Consider the following 15,501-nt stretch of genomic DNA (forward strand, 5'->3'; position numbering starts at 1 on the left):
ACAAGCCTGCTTTCCCCGTGCCCACGCTTGCGGGTGGACGAGGCCGCGCCCTTCCTGCGTCTGCGTGGCAGGGCCGTCAGGTCTGGCCTTCCTGGCCTTCCTGGGCCGGCGCGGCGGGCCGACGAGCCTGCCTCCCCCGCCCACGCCTGCGGGTCGACGGGACAGTCCTCCCTGCGTCCACGCAGTGGGCCGACAGGTCTGGCCCCGCGCCCACGCGCGCGTGGCGCCCCGGCCTGTTGCCTTCACGCCATTGCCGCGCCCCGGTCAGGCCACCCGGGCCAGGTCCGCGCGGTGTACCTCGTGAGCCAGGGGCAGGTCGTCGGCCAGGCGCTCCAGCTCCTCCACCACGATGAGCCCCAGCCGCTCCAGCTCGTTGCCCAGGGAGCCGGCGATGTGGGGCGTCAGAAAGGCGTTGGGGAGCCGGTACAGGGGGGAGTCGGCGGGCAGTGGTTCGGGGTCGGTGACGTCCAGGACCGCATGCAGTCGGCCGGAGACGAGTTCGTCGGTGAGCGCCACATGGTCGACGAGGGCACCCCGGGAGGTGTTGATCAGCACGCCGCCGTCGTGGATCAGGGCGAGACGGGACCGGTCCAGCATGTGATGCGTCTCGGGGATGTCCGGGGCGTGCAGGCTGACGATGTCGCTGTGCCGCAGCAGGTCCTCCAGGGAGACGAGCCGGGCGCCGAGCGCGGCGGCCTCGGACACGTCCACGTACGGGTCGTGGAGGATGACCTCGAGGTCGTACGGGCGCAGTAGTTCGAGCAGCTTGCGGCCCACCCGGGAGGCACCGATGACCCCGATCCGGCGGCCGAGGTTGCCGATGACGGACATCTCGGCGGGGGTGGGCTGGGCGTGGGTGCGGCGGTAGCGCTCACGCTGGACGAAGGCGCCCTTCCCCGCGAGCAGGATCATCGCGAGCGTGTACTCGGCGACCGGTACGGCGTTGCCGGTCACCGCGCTGGAGACCGTCACCCCGCGTTCCCACAGGGCCTCGCCGATCAGCGAGCGCACGGAACCGGCGGCGTGCAGGACCGAGCGCAGCCGGGGGAGCGCGGTGAGCGCCTCCGTGTCGAGGTGGGGGCAGCCCCAGCCGGTGATCAGTACGTCCGCGCCGGCCAGCGCAGACGCGGCGGCCGGGTCGGCGAAGTCCCTTACGACGAGGGCGGGATCGATCTCGGCCGTCCGCCGCAACCGGGCCAGGAGCGGGGCGGGGAACAGCAGGGGGAGGTGCACCGGATCCATGGCGAACACGGCCCTGGGCAGCTGGGCGCTGGGCATGACTCTCCTGAGTCCGTGGGAAACGTTTTCTGGAAGCGCTTCTACGGTAGGTCCGCCCTGGAGGCATGGTCAATCGGTCGGACTGATCACTCCGCCGGAAATCCTTCGGGCTGTTTCTGCGGCAAATGGCTTTCCAGCAGGTCTTGTTGGCGGCTCGGGCGGGAGGTGTGTCGCTCGGGGGCGGGGGTGGCGAAACCTGTTTCTGGAGCGGAGGGAGGGCGGGGGGCGCGGGCGGCGCAACGCGGGCGGTCGCAGGGTGTGAGCCGGCCGGTCGCCCATTACCTTCTTCGTGGAGCGGTGTCGTCGCCGTCCTCACCCCCGGCAGCGCCACCTACGAGGACGGCACCTTCGTCGTCCAGGGCGCCGGTGTCGATCTCAACGTCAACTCACAAGGCATGACCGGGCAGTTCGTGCGCCGGACCGTCACCGGTGACAGCGAGATCACCGCCCGGCTGCTCTCCCGTGAAGGCGCGACCGCCGACCGGATCGGGCTGTTGATGACCAAGTCCCTGTCGCCCTTCGACCAGGCGGCCGGAGTGATCGTCACCGGCGGCACCGGCGCCCAGCTCATGCTGCGGCCGACGGTGGCCGGAGCCTCGGTCTTCTCCGGGACGGCCACGGTGCAGCAACTCCCCCTCCTCCTGCGGCTGCAGCGCACCGGGACCGCCTTCGCCGCCTCCGTCTCCACCGACGACGGCGCCACCTGGACCCCCCTCGCCCAGGGAACGGTCCCCACCTTCGGTGACGCCCCCTACCACGTGGGCCTGGTGGTCTGCTCCCGAGACCAGACGGCCCTCGGCACCGCACGGTTCGGCGAGGTGGTCGTCACCACGCCGTAGAAACGGGGATCCCCCACGGGTCCCCCCCACGATGGGAGCCCACACCCATGAGCCGCACATCCCCCCCACCCTCACCCCCACCACCGGCACCACGATCCGGGCGATGTGAGCCGCCGCGGTCTGCTCAGGACCGCCGGCGGTCTCACCGCGGCCCTCGCCCTCGGCGCGGGGGCCGCCTCGGCGGCCGGCCCCGCCGACGCCGCGCCCGCCGCCTTCACCCATCCGGGCATGCTGCACAACGCGGGCGACATCAACCGGGCCAGGGTCAGGGTCGCCGCCGGCACCGATCCCTGGCTGTCCGGCTGGACCAGGCTGACCGCCAACTCCCACGCCCAGTCCACCTGGACGCCCCGCGCCACCGCCACCGTCGTCCGCGGCGGCACCGGCGAGAACTACGGCCTCCTCTACAACGACATCGCCGCCGCCTACCAGAACGCCCTGCGCTGGCGCGTCGGCGGAACCGAGGCCCACGCACAGTGCGCAGTGAACATCCTCAACGCGTGGGCGACCACCCTGACCTCGGTCACCGGCAACGCCGACCGGTTCCTCGCAGCCGGCATCTACGGCTGGCAGTTCGCCAACGCCGCCGAACTCGTGCGGGACCACGACGACTTCGACCTCGCCGCGTTCCAGAGCATGATGGAATCCGTCTTCTACCCGCTCAACGACAGCTTCCTGACGCACCACAACGACGCCTGCATCACCAACTACTGGGCCAACTGGGACCTGTGCAGCATGGCCTCCGTCCTGGCCATCGGCATCCTCAACGAGGACTCCGCCAAGTACGACCAAGCCGTCACGCACTTCAGGTCGGGCGCCGGAAACGGCTCGCTCGCGCACGCCGTGCCGTACCTGTACACCGACGACGACGGCTACGCGCTCGGCCAGTGGCAGGAGTCCGGCCGCGACCAGGGACACACCGTCATGGGCATGGGGCAGATGGGCGCGATCTGCGAGATGGCCTGGAACCAGGGCGACGACCTGTACTCCTACGACAGCCGCCGCTTCCTGAAGGCCGCCCAGTACGTCGCCAAGTACAACCTCGGCGACGACGTCCCCTTCACCACCTACACCTGGGGGACCGGGCAGAACTGCGCCCAGCAGGCCCAGACCGCGATCTCCGCCTCCTCCCGGGGCCAGGTCCGCCCCGTCTGGGCGATGCTCCACTACCACTACAACCGGCGCCTGTACCTCGACGACCCCTACCTCTCCCGGATGTGCCTCTCCGTGGCCCCCGAGGGCGGCGGCGGGGACTACGGGTCCACCAGCGGCGGCTACGACCAGCTCGGTTTCGGCACCCTCATGTACGCCAAATAGCCCTGTCACAGGCTCGTGCACCGGAATACCCCGCACGGGTGTGGTGCTCTGGTGATACCGGTGCACGAGCGCTGCGAAGGGCTGGTGGGCAGATGACGGCAGACCGGACGACCCCCCCGGCGGAGGACCGGCACCACCCCGACCCGGTCGTCACCACCCCCTACGGGGCCGTCCGCGGACGTTCCGAGCAGGGCATCGCCGTGTTCCGGGGCATCCCCTACGCGGCACCCCCCTTCGGCCCCCGCCGCTTCCGGCCGCCCGAGCCGCCCGAGCCCTGGGACGGGGTCCGCGACGCCGGTGCGTTCGGACCGACGCCGCCGAAACCGCCGTACTCCGAAGCCTTCGCCCAGTACCTGTCCGACCCGGCCGTGCCCGGCGACGACTGCCTCAACCTCAACGTCTGGACGCCCCATCCCGGCCCCGGCGCCCGCCTCCCCGTCCTGGTGTGGCTGCACGGCGGCGCGCTGACCAGGGGTTCCTCCGCCGTTCCCGTGTACGACGGACGGCACTTCGCCCGTGATGGCATCGTCTTCGTCTCGGTCAACTACCGGCTCGGCGTCGAGGGCTACGGGCTGTTCCCGGACGCCCCCGCCAACCCCGGACTGCGCGACCAGCTCGCCGCCCTCCAGTGGGTCCACCGTTCCATCAGGGCCTTCGGCGGCGACCCCGACAGGGTCACCCTGGCCGGACAGTCCGCCGGCGCCATCAGCATCGGGGCGCTGATCGCCGCCCCCCAGGCACAGGGACTGTTCCGGCGGGCCGTCCTGCAGAGCGGACCACCGGAGGCCTCCGAACACGACAAGGTACGCCGCATGGTGCGCCGTATGGCCACCCGGCTGAAGGTCCCCGCCACCGCCGAGGCCTTCGCCGCCGTCGACCGAGACCTGCTGCTGCGCACCCAGGCCGACGTCGGCCGGCTCAGCAGCCCCGTCCTCGGCGGCCCCGCCTTCGGCATCGTCGTCGACGGCGACCTCGTCCCGCGCGACCCCCTCCAGGCCCTCGTCGACGGCGACGCGGCCCCCGGATGCGACCTCCTCCTCGGCTGGACCCGTGACGAGTACCGGCTCTGGCTGGTCCCCGGCGGCCTCCTGGAACGCGTCGACCGACTCGGTGCCGTCGCCCTCGCCGGTGCCATGGCCCGCTGCCACTGCGGCCACGAGGTCCCGCGCGGCTACCGCACCCTGCACCCCGAGGCCGGCACCGCCGAGATCGTCGGCCAGATGGTGACCGACCATCTGCTGCGCCGGCCGCTGCACCGCCTGGCCGACGCCCGCCCCGGAACCTCGTACGTCTACGAGTTCGCCTGGCCCTCCCTGCGCCCCGGCCTCGGCGCCTGCCACGCGCTCGAACTCGGCTTCGTCTTCGACACCGGCCACACCCCCGAGACCGCGAAACTCGCCGGTGAGGACGCCCCGCAGGACCTTGCCGACGCGATGCACTCGGCGTGGGTGCGGTTCGTGGCGACGGGCGATCCGGGGTGGGAGGCGTGGGACGAGCGGCATCCCGTACGGGTGTTCGGGGTGGGGGAGGGGGTGGATGTGGAGAAGCCTGTGACGCCGGATGCGGGAGATCGTGTACGGGCTACGGGTGACCGTGTGCAGGTGACGGGCGACCGCGTACAGCAGACGGAAGACGGGATTTCGTATGCAGGCGACGGCGGATCGCATACCGCCTACGGCCTCCGCGACCGCGAGCTGGCCCTGTGGACCACCCCCACCACCGCCACCCCCACCGCCTCCACCCCGCCCCAGCCCCCCACCTCGCCCCCTCCGGCCACCCAGCCGACCACGCCCCCGACCCCGCCCCCGCTCAACGGCGGCCGGATCATCCGCAGCACGGAACTCAGATCGGTCGTACGCCGCCTGCGCCGCCCCGGCGGAGTCCAGCGCGACTGACGCCGTCGGTCGCCCGGCGGAACCCCCCCCTCACCGAGCCGCGAGCGACCCCCCGCCCACCCCGGCCACCGAGTCCCGTACCACCACATGGGTTCCCAACAGCAGGTGCTCGCCGGGCGCGTCGGGGGCGCGGCCGAGGACCGTACGGACGGCGAGGCGGCCGAGTTCCTCGTGGGGGACGTGGACCGTGGTCAGCGCGGGGTGCAGGTCGCGGGCGAACGGGATGTCGTCGTAGCCGGCCAGGGAGACGTCGCCGGGGACGTCGAGACCGGCCTCGTGGAGGGCGGTCAGGGCACCGGCCGCGACCATGTCGGTCGCCGCGACGACCGCCGTGAAGTCCAGCCGCAGATCGAGGGCCCGGCGCAGCAGCCGGTGGCCCGCGTCCCGGGTGAAGTCGCCGTGCAGGATCAGCGCCGGGTCCGCCTCGACGCCACGGGCCCGGTGCGCCTGGAGATAGCCGCGCTCACGGCCGAGCGCGGTCGTGTGGTCGGGTTTGCCGCCGAGGAACAGCACCCGGCGGTGCCCCTGGGCCAGGATGTGCGCGACCAGGGCGAAGGCGCCGCCCTCGTTGTCGTACTCGACGACCGTCACCGGCGCGCCCGGCCCCAGCGGCGGGCGGCCGCACAGCACGAGCCGGGAGCCGGCCGACGCCAGCGAGTCGGCCATGCGGCGGGTGCGTTCGCGGTACTCCGGGGTGTCGGCGGAGCCGCCGACCAGGATCACGGCGGTGGCCCGCTGGGCCCGCATCGTCTCGACGAAGTCCAGCTCATGGCGTACGTCGCCCTCCGTGCTGCACACCAGGCACAGGTGACCGAGCCGGTGTGCCTCGCGTTCCACGCCGTGCGCCATGTGGGCGAACGACGGTCCCGTGATGTCCTCCAGCACGAACGCCAGGGTCGGCGTCCCGGCCCCCGCGACCGCCTTGGCGCGCGCGTCGGCGACGTAGTCGAGTTCGGCGACGGCCCGGAGCACCCGGGTGCGGGTCTCGGCGCTCACCGGATACACCCCACCGAGCACCCGCGACACGGTCGACGCCGACACCCCCGCCCGGGCCGCCACGTCACGGATGGTGCTGCGTGCCGTGTCCGCGCTCTTCCTCGTCATCGCGCCCCTCCCCTACGGAAACACCGGCAGCAACCGGTTTCCACCAGCGGAGGCTAGCAGTGCCGGCGGACGCGGGCGGAGAAACTAAGCCGTCGCCAGGGTCCGCGCGATCGACGCCACCGCCTCGGGGCCGACCCGGCAGCAGCCGCCGATCAGCCGCGCGCCCGCGTCCCGCCAGCCGAGGACCTGCTCGGGGGCGAAGGAGGAGCGGCCGTTCCAGGCGCGGGCCTGCGCGTCCCAGGACTCTCCGCTGTTGGGGTAGACGACGACCGGCTTGCCCGTGACCCGGGCGGCCGTCGCCACGGCGGCGTCGACGTCCTCGGGGGCGCAGCAGTTGACGCCGACCGCGATCACCTCGTCGGCCTCGGCGGCCAGGGCGAACGCCTCGTCCAGCGGCTGGCCGGCCCGCGTCCGTACACCGTCGACGGTATACGAGAGCCAGGCCGGCACTCCCAGCCCCCGCACCGCCCGCAGCAGAGCCTCGGCCTCCTCGGCGTCGGGAACGGTCTCCAGTGCCAGCACATCGGGCGCGGCGGCGGCCAGGACCTCCAGCCGGGGCCGGTGGAAGCGTTCCAGCTCGGCCACGCTCAGCCCGTAGCGGCCCCGGTACTCGGAGCCGTCGGCGAGCATCGCGCCGTACGGTCCCACCGACGCGGCCACCCACAGCGGCCGGGTGATCCCCTTGTCCCCGGCCTGACGGGCGGCCTCGCGGGCCAGCTCCACGCTCAGCGCCAGCAGCCGGGCGGACTCCTCGTGGGAGATCCCGCGCTTGGCGAAGCCCTCGAAGGTGGCCTGGTAGCTGGAGGTGATCGCCACGTTCGCGCCCGCCTCGAAGTAGGCGAGGTGCGCCTCGGTGATCGCCTCGGGCCGTTCGGCGAGCAGCCGCGCGGACCACAGCTCGTCGCTCAGGTCGTGTCCGGCGGACTCCAGCTGGTTGGACATGCCGCCGTCGAGGACGACGGTTCCTGCGGCGAGTGCCTCGGCGAGCGGGGCGCCGGCGGGGGAGGAGGTGTCGCTGGTCATGACCTGACGCTAGTCGAAGGCACCGCGGAAAGCGCCTCCCGTCCACCTCGTGAACAGAACGCCCACCAGGCGGGAAGGGCCCCGCTAGCCTGGGCGGATGCCGTCCGACACCGACCTCGTCCAGGCCGAAGCCGGTGAGCTGCTCGGCGCCGCCGCCGGGTCCGCCCGGCTCAGCCCGCTCACCCACAACCCGGTCAACGGTGTCACCCGTGGCGTCTGGACCGTCTCGACCGGGGACCGTTCGGCCGTGGTCAAGGTGCTCACCCGCGCCCGGCGGACGGCCGGAGCCTGGGCCGCCTCGGACGATCCCCGGCACTGGAACTACTGGCGCCGCGAGGCCGAGGTCTACACCTCCGGGCTCGCCGCGCACTGGCAGCCGTACGGCATCCGGGCGCCGGGACTGCTGGCCTGCGTCGAGCGGCCGGACGGCGACCTGGCGCTGTGGCTGGAGCATGTGCGGGGCGAACCCGCCACGACCTGGTCCGTCGCCCGGCACCTCGCGCACCTGCGCCGCCTCGGCCGGGCCCAGGGAGCGGCGCCACCCGTCGACGCGCCCTGGCTGACCCGGCGCTTCCTGCGCCAGTACGTGGGGCACAACACCCTCGGCCAGGAACTCCTCGACGACGACGCGGCCTGGCGGCAGCCCCTGGTCCGCGACCACTTCCCGCCCGGGTTGCGCGCGGACATGGTGCGGCTGCACCACGACCGGGAGTGGTTCTTCGACGTCATGGAGAACCTCCCGCGCGCCTTCGGGCATCTCGACATGTGGCCGGCGAACGTCCGCTCGTCGGACGGAACACCGAGCCCGGTTGCTTCGGGCGGGCCGGATTCCGTGGTGTTCGACTGGGCGTTCGCGGGCGACGGGGCGCTCGGCGAGGACCTCGGCAACTACCTCCCGGACACGGTGTTCGACCTCTTCCTGCCCGCCGACCGCCTCCCCGCGTACGCGGCGGCGGCCTACGACGCGTATCTGCACGGCCTGCGGGAGGGCGGCTGGCGCGGCGACGAGCGTCTCGTACGGCTCGCGGTGTGCGCGTCGGCCGTGAAGTACGACTGGCTCACGGCCCGGATGCTCGCCCGCGCCGGAGAGCGGCAGCTCGACTACGGTGGCGCACGCCCGGTGTCCGCGGAACTCCGCTACCGCGAGCGGGGGTTGACACTCGCGTTCCTCGGCCGGTGGGCCGCGGAGGCCCGGACCCTCGCCCCTGGGCTCGGCTTCCCCGAGGCACCCAGCGGGCGTTAGCGACGGCGGGACGCCCCGGCGCCGCTCCCTACGCCGCGTGCCGTCCGCCCCCGCCCCCGCGCCGGGGCCGCGTTCGTCTGCGGAGGGTCATCGGCATGCCGAGGCCCGCGAGCAGTCCCGCGGCGAGTACGTACGGCCACCACCCCATCCCGCTGCTCATGCCGCTGTTCGCGCTGCGGGTCTCCACCGATACCGCGTGGGAGGAGGCGGATGTGCCGGTGGCGGAGGAGGAGGAGCCCGTGGGATCGGCGGTGAGGACCACGTCGTCGCCGTCGCCGCCCCGGTAGCTGATCCGGTAGACGGCCTCGCCGAGTCGCATCTCGGCGCCCTCCCGCAGCCCGTCGAAGGTCCCGGAGACCGCACCGCGCCCCGTGTGGTCGAGGACGGTGATCTCCTTCTCCTCCTTCTCCTCCTTCTCCTCCTTCCCTTGCCCCGCCTGCGACAGATCGAGTCCCCCGCCCAGCCGAACCCGGCCGCCTACCTTCAACGGGGCGCGTCCCAGCACGAGTTGACCCTCGGCGCTCTGGACGTAGTCACCGTTCACCGTCAACCCGCCCGTGACCACGCCCCGGTTGGTGACAGCGCCCTGAACCGTGCCCTTGCCGTCGAGTGCGCTCAGCACCCGCAGTGCCGTGCCGCCCGTGTCCAGCCGGGAGGATGCCGAAGGCAGGTGTATCGCACGGCTGTTGGCGAGGCTCGCGCCGCTCCGCAGGGCGAGGGTCCCCTTGCGGACCGTCGTCGTGCCGGTGTAGGTCACGGAGGATCCGGTGAGCGTCGTGGTCGCCGCGCCGGACTGGACGAGCGCGCCGCTGCCGCCGATGCCCGCCAGGGAGACGGGGGTGGTGGTGTTCCGCACGACGAGGGTCCCGTCGTTCACGATCCGCCGCCGGGCCGTGCCGGTGAGCAGCGAACCGTCGCCGCCCGCCGCGCCCGAACCCAGCCGCAGCACCGCGCCGCGCTGCACGGTCGTGGAGCCGTCGTAGTGCTGGGCGGCCGCGAAGGTGACGTCGTTGCCCCTGGTGCCGGCGATCACGACGTCCCCGGCGCCGGGTGCGGCGAGGGTGTCGTGGTACCGGCCGCCGCCGATCGGGGCGCCGAGGGTCACGGGCCCGTTGTAGTCGAAGGTCAGCAGGGACCGGCGTCCGCCGGCTTCGTGCAGGTTGATGTAGACGGTGTCCTTGGTGCCGGGCAGGAAGATCCGGTGTGTGGTGCCGTCGCCCCACCGGACGTCCGCGCCCTCGATGTTGGTGCCTCGCTTGTTCAACTGGTGAGGTATCGCACGCCAGTTGAGGCCCGGATCGCTCAACGACGGGTGGGTGTCCCCGCCGCGGTCGCTGTAGCTGTACTGGCCGGTGAGGACCACCTTGCTGCCGGGCCGGCTGTGGACGTTGACGTCGCTGCCGTACTCCCGCTGGTAGAAGTCCTGGCGCAGGGTGATCGTCTGGTTCAGCGGGGTGTCGATGATCCAGGAGCCCTGGTTGAGGATGGCGCGGGCGGCGGGCAGCGCCACGGGGTACTCGGGGCGGCCGACGGCCATCCCGGTGCCGTTGTCGATGACCCCGGAGAAGGGGTGCGTGCCCGCCAGGTCGAGGGTGCCCCACATGCCGCGGGGCTGGGTGACCAGGCCGGAGCCGCTGATCGTGCCGATGTTGAAGGTGCGGGTGAGGGACAGCCGGAGGGTGCCGTCGACGCGGATGTTGAGCTGATTGAGCTGGTATCCGGGGGTGTCGTACGGGAAATGACCGATCAGCCCGGTGCCGCCGCCGGTGCCGTACTGGAGGGTGGTGCCGCGGTCGACCGTGATCGCGGGCGGGTCGGGGCGGGTGACCGTCGTGTACGGGTGGTTGCCGCCCTGGGTGCGTACGGTCTGCCGCTGGCGGGCCTTCGGCAGGGTGAAGTCGCTGTCCTTGGTGAGGACCAGCGTCCCGCCGCCGCGGACGGTGAGCGTTCCCTCGCCCCGCAGGAGGCCGTCGTACGTGGTCGTCCCGGAGGGCACGGTGATCACCGTGTCGCCGGCGAGGGTCACGTCCCGGTTCGCGAGCACATCGGCGGTGACGTCCCGCGCGCCGGCGGCCACGGCCGGGGGAGCGGTGGCCAGGAGGGCGGCGACGGCCGCGAGGGCGCCGGCGGCCGCTGCTGAGGTGTGGAGGGGGCTGCGCACAGGTCGGAGACGGTACGGGGTCGTCGCCGATAACAGAAATTCGCCGCGCCGCTGGAAACCTCCGGGTCTCGCCGCACTCCTCCGGAAAAGGCTTTCTATCAAGTCCCGTCAGACCCGTTGACCTGCTGGTAACACACCCTTACCTTTTCGGCGTTCGTCATTCCACATGGCGTTCGCATCCTCGAACGCATCTGCAGTCCCGAACGCATCCGCAGTCCCGAACGCACCCGCAGCTTCGAACACACCTGTAGTCCCGTGAAGGTGGTCGTTCCCCGAGAGGTATCCCCATGAGACGTGTGTACGCCACCCTGCTCGCCCTCTGTCTGGCGCTGATCGGCGCCCTCGCCACCGCCGGTCCCGCCCAGGCGGCGGCCCTGACCGTCCCCAACGGCGTCCAGTTCACCGACACTTCCGGCGCCGTCGTGCACGCCCACGGCGGCGGGGTCATCAAGGTCGGCAGCTACTACTACTGGTTCGGTGAGGACCGCAACGCGGACAACACCTTCCGGTACGTGGACGCCTACCGCTCCACCGACCTGAAGAACTGGGAGTTCAGGAACCACGTCCTGACCCAGTCCAGCGCCACCGAACTCGGCACCGCCTACATCGAGCGGCCGAAGGTCGTCTACAACGCCTCGACCGGCAAGTTCGTGATGTGGATGCACAAGGAGAACGGCACCGACTACAGCGAGGCCCGCGCGGCCGTCGCCGTCTCCGACACCGTCGACGGCACCTACACCTACCAGGGCAGCTTCCGCCCCCTCGGCTCCTACATGTCCCGGGACATCACCACCTTCGTGGACACCGACGGAACCGGTTACATGGTCTCCGCCGCGAACGAGAACTACGACCTGCACATCTACAAGCTCACGGCCGACTACACGGCGATCGACAGCCTGGTCGCCAACCCCTGGGCGGGCGGACACCGCGAGGCGCCGGCGCTGTTCAAGCGCAACGGCGTCTACTTCATGCTGACGTCGGGCGCGACCGGCTGGAGCGCCAACCAGCAGCAGTACGCCACCGCGACCAGCCTGGCCGGCCCCTGGACGTCGATGGCGAACGTCGGCGACTCCACCACCTACAACTCGCAGACCGCGTACGTCCTTCCCGTCCAGGGCACTTCGGGGACGTCGTACCTGTACATGGGCGACCGCTGGGGCAACTCCTTCGGCGGCACGGTCAACGACTCCCGTTATGTGTGGCTGCCGCTGACCTTCCCGACCTCGACGACCATGTCGATGTCCTGGTACCCGGAGGTCACCGTGGACACCGCGGCCGGGACGGTGACCGGCACCAGCGCCACCTACAACACGCTGGTCGCCCGGCACTCGTCCAAGTGCGCCGACGTGACCAGCCAGTCGCTCTGGCAGGGCGCCCAGATCAAGCAGTACACCTGCAACGGCGGCACCAACCAGAAGTACTGGTTCAAGTCCGTCGGCAGCGGCTACTACCAGCTGGTCACCCGCCAGAGCTCGCTGTGCGTCCAGGAGAACGCGAGCACCGTCACCCAGGAGAACTGCGACTCCTCGGCCACCACCCAGCAGTGGTCGGTCACCACCAGCGGCAGCTATGTGAACATCAAGTCCCGGGCGAGCGGCGAGTGCCTCGACGTCAACGGCGCGTCCACCGCCGACTCGGCCGCGATCATCACGTACACCTGCAACGGCGGTACGAACCAGCAGTGGACACAGGGCACATGACGTGACGTCAGGCGAGCAGGTCGATCGCGTCGATCGATGTGCCCGCGCTGAGGAAGGACGTCGTCCCCGAGCCGCTCGCCACGTAGATCTTCAGCTGGTTGTAGGCGCTGGTGTCCGTCAGCCAGGCGGACGCCGGCACGCTGTAGGTGAACGTGTAGTTGTTGCCCCGGTAGGAGCCCACGGTCAGCGACCGGGTGCTCGGCTGGGTGGGCGGGGAGGGGACGGCCGAGGTCCAGGCGTCGTTGACGACGATCTGCGGCCGGCCGTTGGCGTAGGCCGTCGTCACGCCGATGCGCAGGGTGTGCGCGGCGGCGGCCTGGGCCGCGGTCAGCCGGAAGTGGACGATGATGCCGCTGTTGACGTCCTTCCACAGGTAGCAGGGGAAGGCGGAGGTCTCGGTGCCGCTGCCGATGACCACATTGCCCGTCCAGGAGGCGGCCCGTACGTCGGAGGGGTGCGCGTACGTCATCAGGTCGGCGTTCTTGAACCCGGCGGGCGTGCCGTTCCAGTCCCCGATCCGCCAGATCGCGCTCGCGTTGCCCGGATCGTTGGAGGACGGGATCGCGAGCGTGTTGAGGGTGGTCGTCCCGCCGGCGGATACGGTCACCTGTGTACTGTATACAGCCAACTCGCCTTTGTAGACGGTCAGCGTGTACGTCCCCGGCAGTGCCCCGCCGATGGAGAAGTAGCCGTCCGAGGAGCGCGCCGACCCCCAGTACTGGGCGGCCGAGTTGGCGAGCCCGACCGTGTACGGGTATGCCGTGTTCCGGCCGCTGATGCCCACGCCGGCCACCCGGCCCCGGCCGCTCGCGGAGACGTACCCGGAGATACCGAGGGAGTCCGCCCAGGACGTGGTCAGGTTGGCCGGGTAGAGGGACGAGGAGGGGGCGCCGCCGTCCGTGAAGGCGATGACGTACGGGCCCTGGAGGCCGAAGCGCTGGGCCTCGGTCTGGTTCTCGCCGTAGTAGAGGATCTCGTACAGGCCGCCGCCGTCGGCGCTCTGGTGGCGCAGCAGGGACCGGTAGAAGGGTCCGCCGGACGCCTTCTCGTGGTTGCTGCGGACGATCCACAGTCCGACGGATCCGGTGGACCATCCGAGGTAGTCGTAGTCGATCACCCGCACCTTCGCGTAGTGCTTCGAGCGGGTCTGGCCGTCGGACTTCGCGAACACGTCCGAGGCCTCGATGGTGGAGGTCGTGTACGTGTACGAGTCGGGCTCGTCGTTGAGGAACAGGCCCTTCTTCACACGGACGATGTAGCGGGTGGCCGAGACCGAGGTGTCGGCCTTGTTGGTCCAGAGGTAGACGTTGTTCTCGCCGCTGCGGGCCGCGTAGTAGTGCTTGAGCGTGCCGTAGGTCACCGAGATCAGGATCGTCGAGCCGGACTGGGCGATCGTCACCGTCGAGGTGCCGAGGCCGGATTCGATGTGCGAGTTCTTGCCGTCGTAGCCCTGGTACTCGGTGCCCCTGTAGACCAGCGAGGTCAGGTCGCCGTTGGTCTTGCTGACCTTGAAGACGAGGCTCGCGCCGGTGTCGACGACGTAGTTCGAGCCGTCGTCGCTCCAGCCGAAGGCCGCCGCGGAGGCGGGGGAGGCGAGCGGGCCGGTCAGGGCGGCCGTACCGGCCGCGGCCGCGGCGGAGAGGACGAAGGTGCGGCGTCGGACCGGGTGGCTGTCGGATCCGGACATGGGGGGAGCCTCCTTCGGGAGGTGTGGGGTGTGCGGGTGTGGGAGAGAGTGACAGTTGAATCGATTTCGCGAAAGGGCTTTCACTGGCGGGAGGTTGGCAATCTTGTGAAATCGGTTCAAGGTCTAGAAAGCGCTTGCCAATGGCGGTACGGTCCAGCCGCCAGGACTGCCGCCGTGACGGAGGAGCCCCAGTGAGACGTTTCAACATCGCCGTGCCGACGGCGCTGGCACTGACCGCCGTCCTCACGGTCCTCCCCGCCACCGCGCAGGCGCACGAGCACCGCCCCGCACCCCTCGGCATCGACCACTGCACCGTCGGCGCGTGCCACTTCGACGTCCCGCCCGGCACCTACGACGTCCGGGTCGTCCTCGGCGGCGACACCGACTCCAGCACCTCCGTCAGCGGGGAGACCCGGCGGGCGCTGCTCGCCGAGACCCCGGTCCCGGCCGGCGGACGCGTCGTCCGCAGCTTCACGGTGAACGTCCGTACGCCGGAGGGCGAGCCGACCGGCGCCGAGGGAACTCCCGGACTGGACCTGGCACTCGGCGGCACCGCACCCGCCCTCGCGGACATCCGGGTCACCCCCGCCCGGCATGCCCGGCAGATCTTCCTGGTCGGCGACTCCACCGTCTGCGACCAGCCCGGCGACCCCTACACCGGCTGGGGCCAGGAGCTGCCGCAGTATCTGCGCCGTGGCGTCTCCGTCGCCAACTACGCCGATTCCGGGGAGAGTACGGTCACCTACCTGGAGAACCCCCAGCTCTGGGCCACCGTCCAGCCGCTCGTCCGCCCCGGCGACCTGGTCCTGATCCAGCTCGCGCACAACGACAAGACGACCGACGAGGTGACGTACCGCGCGAACCTGGAGACACTGGTGGCGGGGGTGCGGGAGAAGGGCGGCCGGCCCGTCCTCGTCACCCCCGTCGTGCGCCGCTGGTTCAACGCCGACGGCACGCTGAACAACGGAACGGCCCTGCTGGTCAACGGACTCGGCGTCGACCACCCGGCGGTGATCCGTTCGGTCGCCGCCGCACAGGACGTACCGCTGATCGACCTCACCGCCCTGACCAAGGCGCTGGTGGAGTCCCTGGGCGTGGAGGGCTCCAAGGCGCTGTACCTGTACAACGAGAAACGCGACAACACGCACACCTCCGTGCACGGAGCCACGGTCTACGCGGGCCTGGTCCGCGACGAGCTCGTCGCCCGGCACCTGGTGCCCCGGGGCACCGTGCGGGTGGGATGAACTCCTGGGG

At 71.4% G+C, this 15,501-nt stretch carries 10 protein-coding genes and 1 pseudogene; 6 read left to right on the forward strand and 5 right to left on the reverse strand.

Annotated elements, in window-relative coordinates:
* Positions 1–264 precede the first annotated feature (264 nt).
* Positions 265–1,278, reverse strand: a complete 1,014-nt coding sequence (locus ABZ490_RS27735; protein WP_358995344.1) for a hydroxyacid dehydrogenase — start codon at positions 1,276–1,278, stop codon at positions 265–267.
* 296 nt (positions 1,279–1,574) lie between these two features.
* On the opposite strand from ABZ490_RS27735, the pseudogene ABZ490_RS27740 reads away from it, so the two are divergent.
* From ABZ490_RS27740 to ABZ490_RS27750, 3 genes and pseudogenes are all read left to right on the forward strand, one after another.
* Positions 1,575–2,117 (forward strand): annotated as a pseudogene (locus ABZ490_RS27740) (Ig family protein); the annotation flags it as partial.
* 105 nt (positions 2,118–2,222) lie between these two features.
* Complete coding sequence (locus ABZ490_RS27745) at positions 2,223–3,434, forward strand: alginate lyase family protein (protein ID WP_358995347.1); 1,212 nt, start codon at positions 2,223–2,225, stop codon at positions 3,432–3,434.
* A 92-nt stretch (positions 3,435–3,526) separates the two neighbouring features.
* Positions 3,527–5,329, forward strand: a complete 1,803-nt coding sequence (locus ABZ490_RS27750) for a carboxylesterase family protein (protein WP_358995350.1) — start codon at positions 3,527–3,529, stop codon at positions 5,327–5,329.
* A 30-nt stretch (positions 5,330–5,359) separates the two neighbouring features.
* On the opposite strand, the gene ABZ490_RS27755 is transcribed toward ABZ490_RS27750, so the two are convergent.
* The gene (locus ABZ490_RS27755) at positions 5,360–6,433 is read right to left on the reverse strand and encodes a LacI family DNA-binding transcriptional regulator (RefSeq protein ID WP_358995353.1); all 1,074 of its coding nucleotides are present in this window, start codon (positions 6,431–6,433) and stop codon (positions 5,360–5,362) included.
* Positions 6,434–6,517: 84 nt separating this feature from the next.
* The gene (mmuM, locus tag ABZ490_RS27760; protein ID WP_358995356.1) at positions 6,518–7,456 is read right to left on the reverse strand and encodes a homocysteine S-methyltransferase; all 939 of its coding nucleotides are present in this window, start codon (positions 7,454–7,456) and stop codon (positions 6,518–6,520) included.
* A 97-nt stretch (positions 7,457–7,553) separates the two neighbouring features.
* Between mmuM and ABZ490_RS27765 the strand changes: the two genes are divergently transcribed.
* Complete coding sequence (locus ABZ490_RS27765) at positions 7,554–8,699, forward strand: aminoglycoside phosphotransferase (protein WP_358995359.1); 1,146 nt, start codon at positions 7,554–7,556, stop codon at positions 8,697–8,699.
* A gap of 28 nt (positions 8,700–8,727) precedes the next feature.
* Here the strand turns inward: ABZ490_RS27765 and ABZ490_RS27770 are convergent, their stop codons facing one another.
* A complete protein-coding gene (locus ABZ490_RS27770) occupies positions 8,728–10,860 on the reverse strand; it encodes an autotransporter-associated beta strand repeat-containing protein (RefSeq protein WP_358995362.1) in 2,133 nt (710 codons plus the stop codon).
* Positions 10,861–11,147: 287 nt separating this feature from the next.
* Here ABZ490_RS27770 and ABZ490_RS27775 point away from each other — a divergent pair, with 287 nt between their 5' ends.
* Positions 11,148–12,560: an RICIN domain-containing protein gene (locus tag ABZ490_RS27775; protein WP_358995365.1), complete on the forward strand. Its 1,413-nt coding sequence runs from the start codon at positions 11,148–11,150 to the stop codon at positions 12,558–12,560.
* A gap of 7 nt (positions 12,561–12,567) precedes the next feature.
* On the opposite strand, the gene ABZ490_RS27780 is transcribed toward ABZ490_RS27775, so the two are convergent.
* Positions 12,568–14,247 (reverse strand): rhamnogalacturonan lyase B N-terminal domain-containing protein, encoded by a 1,680-nt coding sequence (locus ABZ490_RS27780; RefSeq protein WP_358995368.1) that lies wholly within the window; start codon positions 14,245–14,247, stop codon positions 12,568–12,570.
* Between the two features lie 191 nt (positions 14,248–14,438).
* Between ABZ490_RS27780 and ABZ490_RS27785 the strand changes: the two genes are divergently transcribed.
* Positions 14,439–15,491, forward strand: a complete 1,053-nt coding sequence (locus tag ABZ490_RS27785) for a rhamnogalacturonan acetylesterase (RefSeq protein ID WP_358995371.1) — start codon at positions 14,439–14,441, stop codon at positions 15,489–15,491.
* Positions 15,492–15,501 lie beyond the last annotated feature (10 nt).

Source organism: Streptomyces sp. NPDC005811 (assembly GCF_040630405.1).
In the GTDB taxonomy this organism is placed as follows: Bacteria; Actinomycetota; Actinomycetes; order Streptomycetales; family Streptomycetaceae; genus Streptomyces.

Excerpts from the sequence above, each read along its gene's own strand:
- ABZ490_RS27735 (WP_358995344.1), bottom strand. The coding sequence starts at position 1,278 with ATGCCCAGCGCCCAGCTGCCCAGGGCCGTGTTCGCCATGGATCCGGTG.
- mmuM (WP_358995356.1), bottom strand. The coding sequence starts at position 7,456 with ATGACCAGCGACACCTCCTCCCCCGCCGGCGCCCCGCTCGCCGAGGCA.
- ABZ490_RS27780 (WP_358995368.1), bottom strand. The coding sequence starts at position 14,247 with ATGTCCGGATCCGACAGCCACCCGGTCCGACGCCGCACCTTCGTCCTC.
- ABZ490_RS27750 (WP_358995350.1), top strand. The coding sequence starts at position 3,527 with ATGACGGCAGACCGGACGACCCCCCCGGCGGAGGACCGGCACCACCCC.
- ABZ490_RS27775 (WP_358995365.1), top strand. The coding sequence starts at position 11,148 with ATGAGACGTGTGTACGCCACCCTGCTCGCCCTCTGTCTGGCGCTGATC.
- ABZ490_RS27765 (WP_358995359.1), top strand. The coding sequence starts at position 7,554 with ATGCCGTCCGACACCGACCTCGTCCAGGCCGAAGCCGGTGAGCTGCTC.
- ABZ490_RS27755 (WP_358995353.1), bottom strand. The coding sequence starts at position 6,433 with ATGACGAGGAAGAGCGCGGACACGGCACGCAGCACCATCCGTGACGTG.